Origin of the sequence: Polaribacter sp. R2A056_3_33 (assembly GCF_019278485.1) — a bacterium.
Lineage (GTDB): Bacteria > Bacteroidota > Bacteroidia > Flavobacteriales > Flavobacteriaceae > Polaribacter.
On the sequence record NZ_CP058984.1, the window covers coordinates 12,183 to 33,361 of the forward strand.

Here is a 21,179-nt window from a genome sequence, read left to right on the forward strand (position 1 = left end):
GTTTTAAGCGACTAATTTAAAAAATAATAACTAAAATAAAACCTGAGAGGGTTTTTGTAAGTGATTAAAGATAAGCAATACTTAATATTAGGTGAAGTGTATTGTTTTTCCTTTTGTATTATTAAGATTTAGAATTATTAATTTTTTAAATAATTTTGATTTTGGAATTTCTTTTTTTAATATTTCTAACTCTTAATTTCGTATATCTGACGAAATATGATTAATTAATATTATGACAAAAAATTAATTAGTCACTTTATTATTTTTACACAACCTCCAAAATACTATCCTTTAATCTTTGCGTAACAATCTGTAAAATTCTTCTATTAATTTCTGATGCATTATCAGCATAAAAAGTAAATTCATCCGAAGAAAAATGACCAATAATTATCCCTAAAGTAAAGTTCTTATAATTATTATCCGTTTTAAAAACAGAAGTAATTTTACTTCTTCTTTTCTTATCCGTTAAATCAGTAAAATCTACTTTTCTTTTTATAAGATGGTGCTTAAATGAACTAATCAACAAACTGTGCTGCATTTTTATTACAGGTCTTAATACTTCATTCTGAAATTTTTCCATTTCAGAAGTTCCTTCATTCACTAAATCCGTTAATACTGGTCTCTCTTTTTTATTCATCTAATAATTCGTCTAATTCTAGTTGATAATCATACTGTAAATCTTCGTGTAACGTAGCAATTGCTTTTTTAATTAAAACCACTTGCCTGTCAAAAGTTGCAACTAATCTTACACTCCCTTTCATAGACGGTTTAAACTCTTTTAAACAACGACAAAAATGGAGCAATAATGCTACTTCTGTTTCTTTCTTTTTAGAATACCGAATAAATTTTTTATTGAGTGTTAAAATCTTTCGAACGCTTTTTCTAATATAGAAATAACTCTTTGTGTTAATCTCAGAAAACAATACTTCGTTTTGATCTTTTACACTCTGTATGTATTGTTCTTCGTCATGAGACTCGAACAACAAATACGTTAGTAGTTCTTTATTCTCTTTTTTAAATTTTGATAAATGCAAACACAACTCTTTCAACTCATTGGCAGATTTATGAGAAAGTTCGTCTTTTAATTGTTTTACAGTTACTGCTTTCATCAACTTTAATTTTGTACAAGATAAAAAAAACCTCACAATAGTTGCCGAAATAAATGCAGCATTAACTGTGAGGTTTATATTTATGTTTCCGCTATCCCGGGATAATAATCTTACTGAATACTTGGTACGTTTACAACTTCATTTACATCAGCATCATAATCTACACCACCAACTTTAAAACCAAAAAGGTTGTAAAAATCGTTGCTATATCCTTCTAAATCTCCAATTTCTGATAAGTTTTCTGTAGTCGCTGTTTCCCAAAGCTTGTTAACTTCTGCTTGTACATCTTCTCTCATTTCCCAATCGTCAACTCTAATTCTTCCTTTTTCATCCAAAGCTAAATCACCGCCAAATAAACGTTCACTATACAAACGTTGAATTTGCTCAATACAACCTTCGTGAATTCCTTTTGCTTTCATCACTTTATATAATAATGAAATATATAAAGGAATTACAGGAATTGCAGAACTTGCTTGTGTAACTAATGCTTTATTTACAGAAACATACGCTTTACCACCAATCGATTTTAAATCGTCTGTAATTGTAAAAGCTGTTGCTTCTAAATGATCTTTTGCAGCTCCAATAGTTCCGTTTCTATATACTGGTTTTGTTACTTCTGGGCCAATATAAGAATAAGCAACTGTGGTAGCTCCTTCTGATAATAAGTTTTCAGATTGTAATGCGTCCATCCACATTTTCCAATCTTCACCACCCATTACGTTTATTGTGTTTTCTACATCTTCTCCTTCTGCAGGATTGATAGAAATTTCTGATACTTTACCTGTATGGAAATCTACTGTTTTATTAGAAAAAACATCTCCTATTGGTTTTAAAACAGATTTATATCTTTTTCCTGTTGTTGGATGTGTTCTTACTGGTGATGCTAAACTGTAAATCACCAAATCAATCTGACCTAAGTCTTCTTTGATTAAGTTCACAACTTGTTCTTTTATCTCGTTAGAAAAAGCGTCTCCATTAATACTTTTTGCATATAAACCTGCAGCAGTTGCGTGTTTTTCAAAAGCAGCTGTATTATAAAAACCTGGCGAACCTGGTCTTCCTTCTGTTGCTGGTTTGTCAAAGAAAACTCCAATTGTAGCAGCATCAGAACCAAATGCACTAGATATTCTTGAAGCCAATCCGAATCCTGTAGAAGCACCAATTACTAGTACTTTTTTTGCGCCTTCAATTTTTCCTTTCGATTTTACATATTCTATTTGATTGATCACGTTTTGCTCACAACCCGTTGGGTGCGATGTTAAACAGATAAATCCTCTTGTTCTTGGTTCTATAATCATGGTTGTTGGTTTTAAAAAATTCGTCATTACGAGGAAGCATGACGAAGTAATCTTTTATTTATAATTAAAATAATCAGATTGCCACGTCGTTCCTCCTCGCAATGACGTAAATTTATGTGTTATTTTAAAAATTGAAGTACATTCTCCTCAATCCTATTTAATACATTCTCTGTGGAAGCCTTTACAAAAGTTTCTCCAGTAATTTGTTCGTATAATTCTATATATCTATTAGAAATCTCGATGACTTTATCATCTGTCATTGCCGGAATTTGTTGTCCGTCTTTTCCTTGAAAACCGTTTTCAATTAACCACTGACGTACAAATTCTTTAGACAATTGTTTTTGCGCTTCTCCGCTATCTTGTCTTTCTTGATAACCTTCAGCATAAAAATAACGAGAAGAATCTGGTGTATGAATTTCATCAATCAATACAATTTTACCTTCTTTCGTTTTCCCGAATTCGTATTTAGTATCTACTAAAATCAACCCTCTTTTTGCAGCAATTTCTGTTCCTCTTGCAAATAAAGCTCTTGTATAGTTTTCTAATACAATGTAATCTTCTTCAGAAACAATTCCTTTTGATAAAATATCTTCTCTAGAAATATCTTCATCATGCTCTCCGTTATCTGCTTTTGTTGATGGCGTAATTAAAGCTTCCGGAAATTTATCGTTTTCCTTTAAACCTTCTGACATGGCAACACCACACAAAGTTCTTTTACCTAATTTGTATTCACGAGCTGCGTGACCAGACATATAACCACGAATTACCATTTCAACTTTAAATGGATCGCATAAATGACCTACTGCTACATTTTCATCTGGATTTGCAATTAACCAATTCGGAACAATATCTGCGGTATCATTCATCATTTTTGTTGCAATCTGATTTAAGATCTGACCTTTAAACGGAATTTGACGTGGTAAAACAACGTCGAAAGCAGACAATCTATCTGTTGCAATCATCACCAAAAGATCGTCATTTATATTATAAACTTCTCTTACTTTCCCTATATAAACAGACTTCTGCTTAGGAAATTGAAAATTAGTATTGTTAATTGTATTCATTATATGTTATGTTGTTGTGGCCGCAAAAATAAACTAAAGACTAGTTACTAACAACTAAAATTTTTATTCTGTTTCTATACTCTTATATGCACTAATTATTTTCCTCACCAATCGGTGTCTTACCACATCTTTATCGTCTAAGTATACCTGAGCAATTCCTTCAATATCTTTTAATGCTAATAAAGACTCTTTTAAACCAGAAACTTGCTTTCTAGGTAAATCTATCTGACCAGGATCTCCCGTAATAATGAACTTTGCACTTTTACCCATTCTTGTTAAAAACATCTTCATTTGATTATGGGTTGTATTTTGCGCTTCATCTAAAATTACAAATGCATTGTCTAAAGTTCTACCACGCATAAAAGCCAAAGGTGCAATTTGAATCACTCCTTTTTCTATATAAGATTCTAATCGCTCATGCGGAATCATATCTCTTAAAGCATCATACAAAGGCTGCATGTACGGATCTAATTTCTCCTTTAAATCTCCAGGAAGAAATCCTAAATTTTCACCAGATTCTACCGCAGGTCTTGTTAAAATTATTCTTCTAACTTCTTTTTCTTTTAAAGCTTTTACCGCCAAAGCAACTGCTGTGTATGTTTTCCCTGTTCCTGCAGGTCCAACAGCAAACAACATATCGTTTTTCCCCATAAGAGTAACCATTTTACGTTGGTTTTCGGTTTGTGGCTTTATCAACCTTCCGCTAACTCCATGTACCAAAACTTCTTTAGCGTTTTTAGCCGCAGTTGTTTTTTCTTCATTTCCGTTAGACGTTAGAATTTGTTCAATACTATTTTCATCTAACTTATTGTATTTATTATAATACTTTATCAAACGTTCTATTCGAATTTCAAACTCATCTAAAATTTCTGGTTCTCCATAAATTTTTAATTTAGATCCCCTAGCAACGATTTTAATTTTTGGAAAGTATCGCTTTAATTGTTCAATAGTACTGTTTTGTGCTCCGAAAAAATCTTTAGGACTAATTTCTGTAAGCTCTATAGTGCGTTCGTTCAAATGATTAATTTTTATTAATAAATTACATTTATATTTCAACTAAAAATAACCAATAAATTTTTTAAAATGATTAGATTTGCGTAAAATAATTAACAACTTTTACACAATTAATTAACAGCCCATTTTTTAATGTCTATAATCACTTTAACAACAGACTTTGGCACAAAAGACCACTTTGTTGGCGCTGTAAAAGGAGCTATTTATTCTGAATTACCAGATGCTAAAATTGTAGATATTACACATGAAGTATCTCCTTTCAGTATTACTGAAACGGCTTATATTTTAAAAAACTCTTACAAAAGTTTCCCTAAAGGTACCATACATATTGTTGGTGTAGACTCAGAATTAAGTGATAACAACAAACACATTGCCATAGAATTAGATGGTCATTTTTTTGTATGTCCAGATAACGGTCTAATCTCTATGATTGCTTCGGAAATTCAACCAAGTAAAATTGTAGAAATCAATATTCATGATAGAATAGAAAGTAGTTTTCCTGTTTTAGATGTATTTGTACAAGTAGCCTGTTTTATTGCTAGAGGAGGAAACTTAACGGTTATTGGTAAAGAAATTCCTGAATTTAAAAAGATTGTAGAAATTCAGCCAAAGACAAATCAGCAGAAAAATCAAATTTCTGGAGGCATTATTTATATTGATAATTACGGAAATGTAATTACCAATATCAGTAAAAAAATGTTCAAAGAAATAGGCAAAGGAAGAAATTATATTGTGCATGCAAGAAAACATTCTTTTACAAAAATATTCACTAAATATAATGAAGTAGTAAGCAATGAATCTTACACCAACCAGCAATATGAAGGTCATAAATTGGCTATTTTTAATTCTGCTGGTTATTTAGAAATTGCAATTTACCGAAGTAATTTAGACACAGTTGGCGGTGCATCTACCCTGCTCGGTTTAGGCTATAGAGATGCTATAATTATCGATTTTATCGATGACATAAAACCAGATTTCACTCACTTAACCTAAAAACATGTTTGTTAGAATTGTAAAATTAAGTTTTCACACCAAACACATCGTAGAGTTTTTATTAATGTTTGAAGAAAAAAAAGCATTAATTAGAGCTTCTAAAGGTTGTAACTTATTAGAATTATATCAAGACAAAACAAATCCTGAAATCTTTTTCACTTACTCTTATTGGGAACAAGAAGAAGATTTAGAAAATTACAGAAACTCAGCTCTTTTTAAAGATGTTTGGGCAAAAACAAAAGTGTTTTTTAACGATAAACCACTAGCATGGAGCGTTGATAAAAAAGTGAGCTTACAATAAAAAATTAAGACAAATATAAATAAATAATGGATTTCGATTTTACTACTTTTCCTGTTTTAGAAACAGACAGATTAACATTAAGAGCAATAAACTTAGAAGATGCAAAAGCAGTTTTTGGTTTAAGAGCAAACAAAGAAGTTAATAAATACATACAACGTGAGTCTCTTAAAAATCTTTCTGAAGCTAGAGCTTTTATAGACCAAGCCACTAATTTAGTAGCGGACAACAAAGGGATTTTTTGGGTTATTGAATCTAAAAACAGTGCAGAATTACTAGGTACAATTGGTTTACGTAATTTTGATGTTGCAGAAAATTATGCAGAAATCGGGTATGAAATTCACCCAGACTACCAAGAAAGAGGTTATATGACTGAAGCTTTTGAAGAAGTATTAGAGTATGCTTTTGAAAAAATGGAATTAAAAACCATAGAAGCTTTTACACACAAAAATAATCTTGCTTCTATTACGTTGTTACATAAACTAGATTTTGATTTGCAAACAGACAGAACAGATGAAGGTTTTGAAGACAATAGAATTTATAAGTTAGAAAAATAGAAACTAGAGATCAAAATAAAGAGTCTTCGACAAGCTCAGGCAGACATCAGAAATATTAATTGGTTATTGAATTTAATTTAGTAACATCTTAAAAACTAAGAACAATTAAAAAACAATGTCACACTGTGCTTGTCGAGGTGCTTTTGACAAATAAAATTAGAAATACAAAGAACCAAGTAAACGCATAAACATTTTACATTGATAGCGATCTTAAAGAAGGAATTCAACTCATTTTTTGCAAGCCCAATTGCCTATTTAGTTATTGGTGTTTTCTTATTGTTAAACGGTTTGTTTCTGTGGGTTTTTAAAGGCGATTTTAATATTTTAAACGCAGGTTTTGCAGATTTAACTTCGTTTTTCTTCTTAGCTCCTTGGGTCTTTTTATTTTTGATTCCGGCAATTACCATGAAAAGTTTTGCTGATGAGTTTAACAACGGAACCATAGAACTCTTAAAAACAAAACCAATTTCCGATTGGCAAATTGTACTCGGTAAATTCTCGGCTTCCCTCCTATTAGTTTTTGTTGCTTTAATACCTACGCTAACCTATATTTATACGATTTATCAATTAGGAAACCCTGCCGGAAACATCGATTTTGGTAGTACAATTGGTTCTTATCTTGGCTTATTATTCTTAGCCGCAACCTATACTGCTATTGGTTTATTTACATCTACACTTTCTAAAAACCAAATAGTAGCCTTTATATTAGGTGTTTTTATCACCTTCTTTTTATTTTATGGTTTTGATGTAATTTCCGATTCTATCGGTAATAATTTAACCCTAAAAAAAATGGGATTAAACGAACATTTTAAAAGTATTTCTAGAGGTGTAATTGACACACGAGATATTGTATACTTTTTAAGTGTTACTGTTTTCTTTTTATTCATCACTAAAACACGTTTAGATAATGAATAAAAATATAAAAAATAGCATCCTTATAATTGTTGGATTGATTCTCTTAAATGTGATCAACCAATCATTTTACAAACGTTTCGATTTAACAGCAGATAATCGTTACACGCTTTCTGAGACCACAAAAAACATACTTTCTAAAGTAGACAATCCTTTATTTGTTACCATTTATTTAGAAGGAGATTTTCCATCAGAATTTAAAAGATTACAAGCAGAAACAAGACAGTATTTAGAAGAGCTAGCCACTACTAATTCTAACATCAGAATTAATTTTGAAAACCCAGATAATCAGCGAGAAGAGTTGATTAAAAGAGGCATGTTACCTAGCCAGTTAACCGTTGAAGAAGATGGTAAATTGTCTGAAGCTATTATCTTTCCGTTTGCAGAAGTAGTGTACGGTAAAAAAGCTACCGTTGTTTCATTATTGCCAAATGCCATTGTAGCATCGCAAGACGAACAACTGCAAAAAGCCATTGAAAACTTAGAATATAGTTTTTCTAACGCCATTAATTCTGTTACTCAAAAAAAGCAAAAAAGTGTGGCTGTAATTACTGGAAACGGAGAATTACAAGACATTTATCAGTATAGTTTTTTAAGTGAAGTTGCTAAGAAATATAAATTAGCAAAATTTACATTAGACTCTGTAGAAATCAATCCACAGCAAACTCTTAAAGATTTAACGTCTTTAGATTTGGCTATTATTGCAAAGCCAACCGAAAAGTTTACAGAGAAAGAAAAACTGACTTTAGATCAATTTATCGCCAATGGCGGAAAAACATTGTGGATGTTAGACAATGTGCAAGCAGATCAAGATAGTTTATTCAATTCTGGAAAGATGTTGGCGTATCCAAGAGATTTAAACTTAACAGACATGTTGTTTTCTTACGGAATAAGAATTAATACCTCTCTGATTAAAGATTTATTTGCAGCTCAAATCCCTTTAGCTACTGGTAAAGTTGGAAATCAAACACAGTTTAAAAATTTAGATTGGTTCTTCCATCCTTTGGTTGGTGGAAATCCAAATCATCCAATTACAAAAAATGTTTCTCCTGTTAGATTGCAATTTGTAAATCAGATAGATACTTTAAAAAACAACATTAAAAAAACACCTTTATTATTAAGTTCTACTTTAACGAAAAGAATTGGAACTCCTAGCTTTATTGAACTACAATCTATTGCAGATGAAGTCATTGAAGATGAGTACAGAGGCGGAAATCAGTTAGTTGCAGTTTTACTTGAAGGTAATTTTAAATCGGCTTATAAAGACAGGGTAAAACCTTTTGAAACCAATCTTTTTAAAGAGCATTCGACTAACAATAAAATGGTCGTAATTTCTGATGGTGATATTGGAAAAAATCAGATTTTAAAAAAGCAACCGTTCGATTTAAATAGAGATAAATGGACAAATCAACAGTTTGGTAATAAAGATTTCCTTTTAAATACTGTCGATTATTTACTAGATGATGCAGGCTTAATTCAGCTTAGAAACAAAACTTTACAAATTAGAATATTAGACAAACAAAAAGCGTTTAAAGAACGTACTTTTTGGCAGTTTTTAAATGTGGTTCTACCATTAATCCTTTTATTTACCTTCGGATTTGTTTTTAATTATCTGAGAAAGAGGAAGTATAGTCGATTATAACACAGAGATTTACGGAGGAAAAACGCAGAGATACGCTGAGATTTTTTTGAGAACGAAATACTTACCTGTATAACGACTATCAATTCGAAATGATATTAACTCCCTATATATCTAACAAGTCATCATGAATAAAAGTATAACCTAAAACTTCTTGGACTTTTTTAGAACTGATAATTTTCCATTCATAGACTTCATTATCTTCAAATTCTGGTATTTCAAAATCATTGCTTAATTTTGCTATGGTATAAAATTCTCTTCTAGTTGGATGATGATTAGAACACGCATTAAAAGTTTCGTTCCAACAATCTTGTGCTATAATTTCATGAATAATTTCTATACAATCTTCTTTATGAATCATATTTACAAACCCCTTTGGTTGCGGAATTTTTCGTCCATTTTTAAACCAATTATAAGGTTGTCTAACATCACCAAATAAACCAGCAAAACGAATTATTGTGGTTTCAAAAAAAGTATTATCTCTAAATAAATTTTCAATTTCTGTTAGCGGTGTATTTAAAACAGCATCCTCTTCCGTCATTACTTTATTTATTCTACCATAAACAGAAGTAGAACTAATAAAGATCACTTTTTGAATCGGAGAGTTTTCAATTTGAGATATTAAATTTTCAAAACCATCCACATCTTTAGAAGTTATAGCAATGATTAAAATATCTGTATGTAAGAAATCATCATACTCTTCAAATTCAGAAATATTTACAATATAAGGTTCTATATGATTCATTTCTATAAGTTCTAGCTTCTCTTCGCTCGTAGTAGAACCTTTTACAGCATACCCTTCATCCAACAAAGAAATCGCTAAAGATTTCCCTAACCAACCACAACCTAAAACACTTACATTCCTCATAAAAAACCACTTTTTAACGCTATAATAATAACAAATATACAATCCCTTTTTAAGGTTTTGTTAACAATTCTATTTATTTGAAGTTGTAATTTTGAGTATCAATAAAATCACAAAAAAATCACTAATTATGAATAGAATTATTTTATCTTTATTTATCGCAGTATTTACATTAACTGTAAACGCACAAATTACTACACCCCAACCAAGTCCATTACAAAAAATTGAACAAATTGTTGGCTTAACAGATATTACTGTAGAATACTCTAGACCAGGAGTAAAAGGAAGAACAATTTTTGGAGATTTAGTTCCATTTAATGAAGTTTGGAGAACTGGAGCAAATGCCAATACAAAAATTACATTTTCTACTGATATTACTATTGATGGGAATAAAGTAGAAAAAGGAAGCTATACTATTTTTTCTATACCTACAGAGAAATCTTGGGATATTGTAATATATGAAGAAACAAAAAGTGGAACTCCAAAAAAATTAGACGAAACTAAAATTGTTGCAAAAGTGAATGTTGCAACACAAAATATACCAATGGTAATTGAAACTTTTACCATTAGTTTTGATGATATGACCACTAATACGGCTGTTTTAGGAATTATGTGGGAAAACACCTATGTAGGTTTTAAAATTGAAACACCAGTAGAAGAAATGGTTTCTAACCAAATTATAACTGTTATGAACGGACCTTCTGCTGCTGATTATTATGCAGCTGCATCTTATTATTTAGAAGCAGATAAAGATATTAAAGAAGCACAAATTTGGATTGACAAAGCTATTGAAATGACGGCTGAGTCACCAAAATTCTTTTATGTTCGTAAACAAGCATTAATTCATGCAAAAGCAGGAGACAAAAAAGGAGCTATTAAAGCTGCAAAAGAATCTCTAAGACTTGCTAAAGAAGCAGGAAATGCAGGTTATATTAAAATGAATACAGCATCTTTAAAAGAATGGGGAGCAATGTAAATTGTTTTTCTCTTTAATAAAACTTAAAATCTCAAGCTTTCACTTGAGATTTTTTGTTTCCATACTATTTTCATCTAATTTCGCGACCTATTTTATACCTACAAATCGATACTCAAAATGAAAATTAAGAGAAAATTAATTTCATATTCTAACCTACTAGACCAACCCATAAAATTTAATCCATTTGTTTTTAATCGTACCTTTTTACTTTGGGCGCTCGTAGGATTAATTGGTGGTGTAATTGCAGGAACCTATTGGGTTGTTTTAGAGTTTTTAATTCATAAAATAGCTTTTTTTGATGGTTGGTTGGTAATTCCTACCATGGCTATTTGTGGTTTGTTAGCAGGGTTAATCATACATTTTATTGGAGACCCAGGAGAGATTGATTTAATTGTAGATAATATTCGTTTTAACAAAGGAAAATTAACTCCTAAAAACAACCCTTCAATGGTACTTTCCTCTCTACTTTGTGTAGCTTCTGGCGGAAGTCTTGGTCCGGAAGCACCTTTAGTACAGGTAACAGGTTCTACAGGTACATGGTTAGGAAAAATATTTAGATTAAAAGGAGAAGAACTACGCTCACTAAGTATTGCTGGTATGGCTTCTGGTTTTACAGCTTTGTTTGGAGCACCTTTAGGAGGAAGTTTATTTTCTTTAGAAATATTACATCACAAACACGCAGTAGAATACTACAAAGCAATTATGCCTGCTTTGGTTGCTAGTTGTTTTAGTTATATTGTTTTTTCATTAATTATACATTTAGGCTTCGGTGCTACTTGGACTTTGCCTACTTATCAATTTTCTGGAACCTTTGATTTTGGTATTGCCGTTTTATTAGCAATAGCTGCCACATTAGTGGGATGGATATTTATATATTGTACAAAGTTTTTAAAATCTGTTTTTAAAAAGATCAAAGTAGCTATTTATATTAAAACCTTAATTGGTGGGATACTACTTGGTATCATTTCTTATTATTTTCCTTTAACAAGATATTTTGGACATGAAGAAATTAACTCTTTGTTAAACAATGATTTCTCTATTAATGCTTTATTTTTAATACTAATTTTTAAAATCTTAGCTATTTCTGTAACCGTTACTTCTGGTTGGCGAGGTGGTTTTATAATACCATTGTTTTTTGTAGGCACAACATTAGGTTTGATAATTCACCATTTTTTTCCATCTATAAATGTTTCCTTAGCAATTATTTGTTGCATGGCAGGTATAAATGCTTGCGTAACAAGAACACCAATGAGTACCACAATATTACTAGCTACATTAACAGGTTTCTCTTATTTCATCCCCATTCTATTTGCTAGTTTAACAGGTTATTTTTTAGCACCAAAAACTGCATTTATTGGTTCTCAAATGGATAAAAAAGAATAGTATTTAAAGATTAGTAATAAACTGACGAGAACGTTTTATTTTTTTCAAGAAATAAACGTGTTACCTATAAATTGACAATTAAAATCTATTTAAGCATCATTCTTTTTGGTTATTCGTAAATATTTTAATCAACTTTATTTTCCACTCTTTTTGCCATAACTTCGTCCGCTGTTTATCTACAAAACTGAAAAGAAAAATAGATGGTACAAAAAAAAATAAAAAGAACGTACAGGCTAACTAAATATATAATCTACAAAGAAACTTTGATAGATTATAAAGAGAAATTTTGGTCGTTTATTGGTGCCTTTATTGGTATCGGAATAATTGCTTTTATACAATCTCTATCATTCACTAAAGTAGAAAACATTTTTTTAATTGGTTCTTTTGGTGCTTCAAGTGTATTAATTTATGGGGCAATACAGAGCCCTTATTCACAACCAAGAAACCTTATTGGTGGACATTTATTATCTGCTTTTGTTGGAATTAGCGTTTTAAAAATTTGTCCAGATATTATTTGGATCTCAGCTCCTTTGGCTGTTTCAGCTTCTATTATACTAATGCAGTACACTAAAACATTACATCCTCCAGGAGGAGCAACTGCCTTAATACCAATTATAGGAACAGAAAAAATTACTTCTTTAGGGTATTTTTATATGCTATCACCTGTTTTAAGCGGTGTTTTAATACTATTGATTACAGCTTTAATTTTTAGCAACATGACCAAAAACAGAAGCTACCCAACGAATAAAATGTCTACACGAATATTTAAAACAAAAAAACGTTTGGCAAAAATACTTCCCAATTTTGGGGGAAAGTAAATTAAAGTGATCTCTTTTTATTTTTCTAAATGCTCTTCAATATCTTCAATATGATGTTGCAATGCCTGTATAGAAATCTGTAATTCCTTTATCAACAACCCAAGAGAAATAATTAATAAAATTAATGCAAATCCAAATACCCAAGCTGCTACTATATTTAAACCTATGTATATTAAAAACATAGTTACCACACAAAATAACAAACTAGAAATTCCGAATATTTGCATCCATCTTGTTAAGTTTAAACGTAATTTTAAGTTCTTAATTTGTCTTAATAATGAAGTATCTTTCTTCTCTAAATAAATATCATGTAAATTTCTTATCACCGCCGCATATGCCAAAAATCGATTGGTATACGCAAGCATAATTAAAGATATTGCAGAAAATAAAAGCGCCGGTGTTGTTAAAGTTAGTTCTTCCATATTGCCAACAAATTTAAGAAATAATGAACATCTAATAAGAAATCAAGCACTATTTTATTACTAAAACAGGTATTAAAAAATCCAACAAAAATAGTACATTTGCGGCATGCGTATAGATATTATTTCAGTAGCCCCAAATTTATTAGAGAGTCCGTTTAATCACTCAATTATTAAACGTGCAAAAGACAAAGGTTTGGCAGAAATTATAATTCACGATTTACGTGAATATGGTTTGGGAAATTACAAACAAATAGACGACACCCAATTTGGAGGTGGCGCTGGTATGGTTATGATGATTGAACCGATTGCAAATTGTATTAAAAAATTGCAAGCAGAAAGATCGTACGATGAAGTTATATATATGACTCCAGATGCAAAAACATTAAATCAATCTACCGCAAATACACTTTCATTAAAAGAGAATATACTTATTTTAACAGGACATTATAAAGGTGTAGATCAAAGAATACGAGACAAATACATAACCAAAGAAATTTCTATTGGCGATTATGTATTAACAGGAGGAGAATTAGCAGCTGCCGTACTAGTAGATGCTGTTGTTCGATTAATTCCGGGTGTTATTGGAGATGAGCAATCTGCACTTACAGACTCTTTTCAAGACAATTTATTATCGCCTCCAGTATATACAAGACCTTCGGAATTTGAGGGAATGAAAGTTCCTGAAGTTTTATTGTCTGGCAATTTTCCAAAGATTGATGACTGGAGAAGCGACCAAGCTTATAAAAGGACAGAAGAAATAAGACCAGATTTACTTGATGAAACTTCTTAAAGAAGTATTATCAAAATACTGTTTAGCCATAAAAAGTACAATCTCTTATTAAAATTAATAACGAAGCGTCTATAATTTTTTAGCTTTACTATTGTGCTAATTATCAGGTTAAAAAATAATTAGTTTTTATTTTCTGAACAAAAAATAATGACTACTTTTGCAACCGCTAAATTAACCTCTGACGAAAAAATCGTGAACGTTGTTTTACAAAACCAATTAAATTAAAAGATATGGAATCTTTAGTAAAATTTGTACAAGACGAATTTGTAGCAAGAAAAGAATTTGCAGAATTTGCAGCAGGTGATACAATCACTGTTTATTACGAAATTAAAGAGGGAGAAAAAGTACGTACTCAGTTTTTTAGAGGTGTAGTTATTCAAAGAAAAGGAGTTGCAGCTTCTGAAACATTTACAATCAGAAAAATGTCTGGTACTATAGGTGTAGAAAGAATTTTTCCTGTAAACTTACCTTCTATTCAAAAAATTGAAGTTAACAAAAGAGGTAAAGTACGTAGAGCTCGTATTTTCTACTTTAGAGGTCTTACTGGTAAAAAAGCTAGAATTACTGAAAAAAGAAGAAAATAATCTCTTTTTACTTAGATTTAAAAAAAGCGTTGTGAGAAATCACAACGCTTTTTTAGTACACAAATGTTAATAACTACGGTTAACAGATTGTTAATAACAAAAATGTTAAAAAAGAAATATATCTATAAAAAAACTATATATTTATAATATAATTTACAAGTTAATTATTAAATGACATGTAAATACATAAAGTAACGTTCTTTATAAAATATTGTTAATCAGAAAAACTAAATTGAAACTTCTATTTATTTGAAAGAATAAATAGAAACGTAAACTAGATTTATTCATTGTGTAAATAGTTCTTAAATCTAAAAATATTTATTTTTGATGGTTACAATTGAAACATTAATAAAAATTTTAAAAAAGTAGAATGCTTAATTAAAATTAAGGATGTTTTAAAAACTGAAATAGCAGTAGGTAATCTCTTTTCTATAGAGATATAAAAGGAAACTTTTATTTGATATTGTAGCAATACAAACAGTACTAAAACACTATTTCGAAGAAGCCATATCATAACAAGAAATTGTATGATATGGCTTTTATTTTGTTTTAAACTCACATTCTTACCAATAGACTTAATTTATTATTAAAAACGCACAAAAACAACATAATTAATAATAATTAATCAACAAAAGTATCATTATTAATTCATAAATTTGTTCCACTTTTTTTTACGAAATGCATTTCGTAGAAAACAAAATAACATATAAAAATATATCTCAATATGAGTAAAATAGCTAAAATTGTTTACACAAAAACTGATGAAGCTCCTGCTTTAGCAACACGTTCATTCTTACCTATCGTAAAGGCTTTTACAAAATCTTCTAATATAGAAATTGAAGTAAAAGACATCTCTTTATCTTCAAGGATACTTGCTAATTTCTCAGATTATTTAAAACCAGAACAACAAGTAGAAGATGCTTTAGCTTTTTTAGGTGATTTTGCAAAAAATCCAGAAGCTAACATTATTAAATTACCGAATATTAGTGCCTCTGTACCTCAATTAAAAGAAGCGATCTCTGAGTTACAAGAAAAAGGTTTTGCCCTTCCTAATTATCCAGATGAAATTAAAACAGACGAAGATAAAGCTGTTTTAGCATTATACAATAAAGTAAAAGGTTCTGCTGTAAACCCAGTTTTACGTGAAGGAAACTCAGACAGAAGAGCTCCTAAAGCAATAAAAAATTACGCTCGTAAAAACCCACATTCTATGGGTGCATGGTCTTCAGATTCTAAAACGCATGTTGCAACCATGACTGAAGGTGATTTTGCAAATAATGAAAAATCTTTAACTATAAAAGATGCAACATCAGTAAGTATTGTTCATACATCAGAAAAAGGAACTAAAACCGTTTTAAAAGAAAATTTAGACCTTTTAGACGGTGAAATTATAGATGCTACTATAATGAGTAAAAAAGCATTAATTTCTTTTTTAGAAGAGCAGTATGAAGATTCTTTAGACAAAAATGTATTGTTTTCTTTACACATGAAAGCAACTATGATGAAGGTGAGTGACCCTATCATTTTTGGTCATGCAGTTCGTGTTTATTTTTCAGATTTATTTAAAAAGCATGGAAAAACGTTTAAAAAAATTGGTGCAGATGTAAACAACGGATTAGGAAATTTACTTTCTAAACTAAGTGAATTACCAAAAGAAAAACGTGATGAAATTAGACAAGAAATAAGATACGCTATAGATCATGGTCCAGAATTAGCAATGGTAAACTCTGACAAAGGAGTTACAAACTTACATGTACCTTCTGATGTTATTATAGATGCTTCTATGCCAGCTATGATTAGAACTTCTGGACGTATGTGGAATGCTGATGGAAAATTACAAGATACCAAAGCAATTATTCCTGATAGTGCTTATGCGGGTATTTACTCTGCAACCATAGATTTCTGTAAAAAACATGGTGCTTTCGATCCTACAACTATGGGAACTGTTCCTAACGTTGGTTTAATGGCACAAAAAGCAGAAGAATATGGTTCTCATGATAAAACTTTCGAAATTGCTGCTGCAGGTAAAGTAGCTGTAGTAGATGCTTCTGGAAAAAAACTTTTAGAGCATAAAGTTGAAGAAGGTGATATTTGGAGAATGTGTCAAGCAAAAGATTTACCAATTCAAGATTGGATCAAATTAGCAGTAACAAGAGCAAGAGCTTCTGATACTCCTGCTGTTTTCTGGTTGGATAAAAACAGAGCACATGATGCAGAAATTATTAAAAAAGTAAAAAAATATTTACCAGAACATAACACTGAAGGTTTAGATATTAGAATTTTATCACCAATAAAAGCAACTGAATTTACTTGCGAAAGACTTATAAAAGGGGAAGATACTATTTCTGTTTCTGGTAACGTTTTACGTGATTATTTAACAGATTTATTCCCTATTTTAGAAGTTGGTACTTCTGCTAAAATGTTATCTATTGTTCCATTAATGAATGGTGGTGGATTGTTTGAAACTGGTGCTGGTGGTTCTGCACCTAAACATGTTCAGCAATTTGTTGAAGAAAACCACTTACGTTGGGATTCTTTAGGTGAATTTTTAGCTTTAGCAGTTTCTTTAGAACATTTAGGAACAGCAAACAATAACTCTAAAGCCTTAATTTTAGCTGAAACGTTAGATGAAGCTACAGATAAATTCTTAGAGAATGATAAATCTCCTTCTAGAAAAGTTGGTGAAATAGACAACAGAGGAAGTCATTTTTACCTAGCTTATTACTGGGCACAAGGTTTAGCTGCACAAGATAAAGATGCTGAATTAAAAGCTACTTTTACTAAAGTTACTGCAGAATTAAAAGATAATGAGTCTAAAATTATAGCAGAATTAAACGAGATTCAAGGAAACGCTGTAGAAATGGGTGGTTATTATTTACCAAACGAAAATTTAGCAGATGCTGCAATGCGTCCTAATGCTACTTTAAATATTATTTTAAACGCTATTTAGATTTCTAAATAACATATTTTAATAAAAGCCGATGTTTTACATCGGCTTTTATTGTTTATAATTCTTATATTAAAAAAAAATAGTTTTTACATTATAATAAAAATTAGATTTGTATTTTTGTTTATAATTTAAATTAAATCATTAAACAAAATGTTTCTTTTAAAAAAAATCTTCTTTTTTGTAATCTTAGTAAGCTTTAGTGCTTTAAGTCAAGAAAGGCATACCATTAGTGGTACTATTTATGATGATAGTAATAACGAAACTTTAATAGGAGTTTCTGTATATTTTCCAGAATTAAACTCAGGTACTATCACCAATCAATATGGATTTTACTCCATTACGCTTCCAAAAGGCAGTTACAAAATACAAGTCAGTTACTTAGGATATGCTACCACTATTGAAAACGTTGACCTCAATGTAAAAGTGACAAAGAACTTCAAACTAAAAGAAGAATCAGAAAGTTTAGACGAAATTATTATAGAAGGAAATGTAGAAAACTTAAATGTTAAAACGCCTCAAATGAGCGTTAACAGACTTACATCTGCTACTATCAAACAAATACCTGTAGTCTTAGGAGAAGCCGATATTATAAAATCTTTAATCTTATTACCCGGAGTAACAAGTGCTGGAGAAGGCGCATCTGGTTTTAACGTGAGAGGTGGCGCTGCTGATCAAAACTTAATTTTATTAGACGAAGCGATCGTTTTTAACTCTTCACATTTATTCGGATTCTTTTCGGTATTTAATCCAGATGTTATAAAAGACGTAAAATTATACAAAGGAGGAATTCCTGCCAAATACGGAGGTAGATTATCGTCAGTTTTAGATATTTATCAAAAAGAAGGAAACAGTAAAGAGTTTAAAGTTACCGGAGGAATAGGTTTGGTATCCTCTAGATTATTAATAGAAGGACCTATAAAAAAAGAAAAAGTATCTTTCTTAGTTGGTGGAAGATCTTCTTATGCACATTTATTCTTACCATTATTTGATATGGATAATACCGCATATTTTTACGATTTAAACACCAAAGTAAATTATAGAATTGATGACAGAAATAACGTATTCTTTTCTGGATATTTTGGAAAAGACGTTTTTGGAATTAGCGATAGTTTTGTAAATACTTATGGAAATAAAGTTGCCAATGTACGTTGGAATCACCTTTTTTCTGATAAACTTTTCTCTAACCTATCTGTTATTTATTCTGATTACTTTTATGGATTAACCCTAGATTTTGTTGGTTTCGAATGGGATTCTGGTATAACAAACTATAACCTTAAATATGATTTTAACCATTACATCAATAATAAATTTAAGTTGAGTTATGGAATAAACAACATTTACAACAAATTTAATCCAGGTGAAATTAAACCAAACAGAGAAGACTCAGGAATTTTAGCAGAAAAATTAATTGATAAATATGCAAACGAATTTGCTGTTTATATAGATGCAGAACATAAAGTTAGTGAGAAATTAAGACTGCAATACGGACTTCGTTTTAGCAACTTTACAAGGTTAGGGCAAGATGAACTAAATGTTTACACAAATAACCAAGCTGTACTCTATAATAGTGAGTTTAAAAAATACGAATCTGCAGATGCGGTTGCTACAGAATCATTTAAAAGAAGTGATGTAATTACAAGTTTCAATAACTTTGAGCCAAGGGTTTCTATGTCTTATATTTTAGACGACAACACTTCTATAAAAGGGAGTTATAATAGAATGGCACAGTATTTACATTTACTATCTAACACCTCTTCTCCTACCCCTCTAGATGTTTGGGCACCTAGTGGAAAGTATATAAAACCTCAACTCTTAGATCAATACGCTGTTGGATATTTTAAATCTCTAAAAAACGGTGATTACTCAATAGAAACAGAAGTTTTTTATAAAGACATTCAAAATAGAATCGATTATATAAATGGCGCTAATTTAATTGCCAATAATGAAATTGAAACGGTAATTTTAAACGGAAAAGCTAGAGCTTATGGCTTAGAATTATTACTTAAAAAAAATGCAGGAAAATTTAAAGGTTGGTTTTCTTACACCTTATCTAAATCTGAACAACAAACACCTGGTAGAACGGCTGCTGAACCCGGAATTAACAGCGGAGAATGGTACAATACCGCTTATGATAAAACACACGATTTTTCTATTAATGGAAGTTACGACTTTAATGAAAAATGGAAATTCAACGCAAACTTTGTTTTTCAAACAGGGCAACCTACAAACTATCCGGTTGGGCAATACGAATACCAAGGATTAAATGTGCCTATTTATGATGATAATAGAAGAAATGCAGACAGGTTACCTGCGTATCACCGACTAGATATTTCTGCAACGCTAACTCCAGAAAAAAACAAGTTTAGAAAATGGCAAGGAGAATGGGTTTTTGGAATATACAACTTATACGGTCGTCAAAATGCAGCGTCTATTAACTTTACACAGAACAGCGAAACCTATAGAAACGAAGCCTTACAAACCTCTATTTTTGGTTTAGTTCCTTCTGTTACTTATAATTTTAAATTCTAAACCCTTTAGAGGTTATTAAGTATTATTCTTATGAAAAATATAAAAATTATTATCGTTCTAATGATCATCTTTTTTTCAACCTGTGAAAAAGTGGTAGATATTGATGTTCCATCTATTGAACCAAAATTAATTATAGACGCTTCTTTTGAAGTCTTCTTTGATGAAAGTCCTATTATAGCAAATACCACTGTAAAACTAAGTTTATCTGCAGATTATTTTGATGATGAAATTCCGGCTGTTACAAATGCAGTTGTTACTTTAACCAACTTACTAGACAATGTTGTAATTCCTTTTGAAGATGTTAATTCCGATGGAAATTTTACACCCATAAATTCTTTTATTCCTGCGGATGACACAGAATATGAATTAACTGTAATCTATGATAATGATATTTATAAAGGGAAAGCGACTAAAGTAAAATCTACCATTATCAATAGTATTACTCAAGGTGATGAAACTCTTTTTTCTGATGATCAAATTGAGTTAAAGATTTTATTTTCGGATGATGAAAACGAAGAGAATTATTACGTTTTTAATATTGACACCTACAATTTTGTTAATATAGAAGATACTTATTTTAACGGATCTGATTATAATTTTTCCTATTTCTATGAGGATGAAAATATTGAACTTCCTAAAGAAATAGCTATTAAGTTATCTGGAGTATCTAAAGATTACTACACTTATTTTACAATATTATCTAGTCAGAGTGGAGAAAGTGGTGGTGGCCCTTTTCAGTCTATTCCATCATCCTTATTAGGAAATATTGTGAATACTACTAACGATGCTAATTTCCCTTTAGGTTATTTTCATATTTCGGAAACAGATACATACAACATAAATTTAGTAGAAAAAGAGTAATTTATTAGTATTGTTCTTGGCGCTGCGTTAGGGATTGAAACGGCATCCTTTTTTAGATGATCGGACATCCCTATTGTACGTAAATAATACAATTGTTATTGCCCTTGCGGATATTTA

Annotated in this window: 20 protein-coding genes; 13 read left to right on the forward strand and 7 right to left on the reverse strand. The window is 30.4% G+C overall.

Going from position 1 to position 21,179, the window contains the following annotated elements; translation table 11 throughout:
* Nucleotides 1-265 precede the first annotated feature (265 nt).
* The 5 genes from H0I29_RS00070 to H0I29_RS00090 form a co-directional block, all read right to left on the reverse strand.
* The gene (locus tag H0I29_RS00070; protein ID WP_218753964.1) at nt 266-637 is read right to left on the reverse strand and encodes a glyoxalase; all 372 of its coding nucleotides are present in this window, start codon (nt 635-637) and stop codon (nt 266-268) included.
* Nucleotides 630-1,109 carry a hypothetical protein gene (locus H0I29_RS00075; RefSeq protein ID WP_158838376.1) on the reverse strand — a complete coding sequence of 160 codons (480 nt, stop codon included), beginning with the start codon at nt 1,107-1,109 and terminating at the stop codon, nt 630-632. The genes H0I29_RS00070 and H0I29_RS00075 overlap by 8 nt, the downstream gene beginning before the upstream one ends.
* A 110-nt stretch (nt 1,110-1,219) precedes the next feature.
* Nucleotides 1,220-2,407, reverse strand: a complete 1,188-nt coding sequence (gene fabV, locus H0I29_RS00080; RefSeq protein WP_218755156.1) for an enoyl-ACP reductase FabV — start codon at nt 2,405-2,407, stop codon at nt 1,220-1,222.
* Nucleotides 2,408-2,526: 119 nt separating this feature from the next.
* Entirely contained in the window at nt 2,527-3,471 is a 945-nt protein-coding gene (locus tag H0I29_RS00085) for a phosphoribosylaminoimidazolesuccinocarboxamide synthase (RefSeq protein WP_218753966.1), read from the reverse strand.
* Nucleotides 3,472-3,534: 63 nt separating this feature from the next.
* Nucleotides 3,535-4,488, reverse strand: a complete 954-nt coding sequence (locus H0I29_RS00090; RefSeq protein WP_218730950.1) for a PhoH family protein — start codon at nt 4,486-4,488, stop codon at nt 3,535-3,537.
* Between the two features lie 129 nt (nt 4,489-4,617).
* Here H0I29_RS00090 and H0I29_RS00095 point away from each other — a divergent pair, with 129 nt between their 5' ends.
* From H0I29_RS00095 to gldG, 5 genes are all read left to right on the forward strand, one after another.
* Nucleotides 4,618-5,478, forward strand: coding sequence for an S-adenosyl-l-methionine hydroxide adenosyltransferase family protein (locus H0I29_RS00095; protein ID WP_218730951.1), 861 nt, complete (start codon nt 4,618-4,620; stop codon nt 5,476-5,478).
* Between the two features lie 4 nt (nt 5,479-5,482).
* Nucleotides 5,483-5,779 (forward strand): putative quinol monooxygenase, encoded by a 297-nt coding sequence (locus H0I29_RS00100; protein WP_218730952.1) that lies wholly within the window; start codon nt 5,483-5,485, stop codon nt 5,777-5,779.
* A 26-nt stretch (nt 5,780-5,805) separates the two neighbouring features.
* A complete protein-coding gene (locus tag H0I29_RS00105) occupies nt 5,806-6,333 on the forward strand; it encodes a GNAT family N-acetyltransferase (RefSeq protein WP_218730953.1) in 528 nt (175 codons plus the stop codon).
* Nucleotides 6,334-6,531: 198 nt separating this feature from the next.
* A complete protein-coding gene (gldF, locus tag H0I29_RS00110; RefSeq protein WP_218730954.1) occupies nt 6,532-7,248 on the forward strand; it encodes a gliding motility-associated ABC transporter permease subunit GldF in 717 nt (238 codons plus the stop codon).
* Complete coding sequence (gldG, locus tag H0I29_RS00115; protein ID WP_218753968.1) at nt 7,241-8,887, forward strand: gliding motility-associated ABC transporter substrate-binding protein GldG; 1,647 nt, start codon at nt 7,241-7,243, stop codon at nt 8,885-8,887. The genes gldF and gldG overlap by 8 nt, the downstream gene beginning before the upstream one ends.
* A gap of 103 nt (nt 8,888-8,990) precedes the next feature.
* Here the strand turns inward: gldG and H0I29_RS00120 are convergent, their stop codons facing one another.
* A complete protein-coding gene (locus H0I29_RS00120; RefSeq protein WP_218753970.1) occupies nt 8,991-9,752 on the reverse strand; it encodes an NAD(P)-binding domain-containing protein in 762 nt (253 codons plus the stop codon).
* A 127-nt stretch (nt 9,753-9,879) separates the two neighbouring features.
* Between H0I29_RS00120 and H0I29_RS00125 the strand changes: the two genes are divergently transcribed.
* The 3 genes from H0I29_RS00125 to H0I29_RS00135 all read left to right on the forward strand — a co-directional run bounded on the left by H0I29_RS00125 (nt 9,880) and on the right by H0I29_RS00135 (nt 12,926).
* Nucleotides 9,880-10,725, forward strand: coding sequence for a DUF2911 domain-containing protein (locus tag H0I29_RS00125; RefSeq protein ID WP_218753972.1), 846 nt, complete (start codon nt 9,880-9,882; stop codon nt 10,723-10,725).
* Between the two features lie 117 nt (nt 10,726-10,842).
* Nucleotides 10,843-12,108, forward strand: coding sequence for a chloride channel protein (locus H0I29_RS00130; RefSeq protein ID WP_218753974.1), 1,266 nt, complete (start codon nt 10,843-10,845; stop codon nt 12,106-12,108).
* A gap of 200 nt (nt 12,109-12,308) precedes the next feature.
* Entirely contained in the window at nt 12,309-12,926 is a 618-nt protein-coding gene (locus tag H0I29_RS00135; protein ID WP_218753976.1) for an HPP family protein, read from the forward strand.
* Nucleotides 12,927-12,943: 17 nt separating this feature from the next.
* Here the strand turns inward: H0I29_RS00135 and H0I29_RS00140 are convergent, their stop codons facing one another.
* Complete coding sequence (locus tag H0I29_RS00140) at nt 12,944-13,348, reverse strand: DUF2721 domain-containing protein (RefSeq protein WP_166383078.1); 405 nt, start codon at nt 13,346-13,348, stop codon at nt 12,944-12,946.
* A gap of 106 nt (nt 13,349-13,454) precedes the next feature.
* Here H0I29_RS00140 and trmD point away from each other — a divergent pair, with 106 nt between their 5' ends.
* The 5 genes from trmD (at nt 13,455) to H0I29_RS00165 (ending at nt 21,062) form a co-directional block, all read left to right on the forward strand.
* On the forward strand, nt 13,455-14,138 hold the full coding sequence (trmD, locus tag H0I29_RS00145; protein ID WP_218730960.1) for a tRNA (guanosine(37)-N1)-methyltransferase TrmD: 684 nt from the start codon (nt 13,455-13,457) through the stop codon (nt 14,136-14,138).
* Between the two features lie 230 nt (nt 14,139-14,368).
* Nucleotides 14,369-14,722 (forward strand): 50S ribosomal protein L19, encoded by a 354-nt coding sequence (rplS, locus tag H0I29_RS00150; protein ID WP_068450019.1) that lies wholly within the window; start codon nt 14,369-14,371, stop codon nt 14,720-14,722.
* Nucleotides 14,723-15,446: 724 nt separating this feature from the next.
* On the forward strand, nt 15,447-17,672 hold the full coding sequence (locus H0I29_RS00155) for an NADP-dependent isocitrate dehydrogenase (protein WP_218753978.1): 2,226 nt from the start codon (nt 15,447-15,449) through the stop codon (nt 17,670-17,672).
* 150 nt (nt 17,673-17,822) lie between these two features.
* Nucleotides 17,823-20,201 carry a TonB-dependent receptor gene (locus H0I29_RS00160; RefSeq protein ID WP_218753980.1) on the forward strand — a complete coding sequence of 793 codons (2,379 nt, stop codon included), beginning with the start codon at nt 17,823-17,825 and terminating at the stop codon, nt 20,199-20,201.
* A gap of 30 nt (nt 20,202-20,231) precedes the next feature.
* The gene (locus H0I29_RS00165; protein WP_218753982.1) at nt 20,232-21,062 is read left to right on the forward strand and encodes a DUF4249 family protein; all 831 of its coding nucleotides are present in this window, start codon (nt 20,232-20,234) and stop codon (nt 21,060-21,062) included.
* The last annotated feature ends 117 nt before the right edge of the window (nt 21,063-21,179 follow it).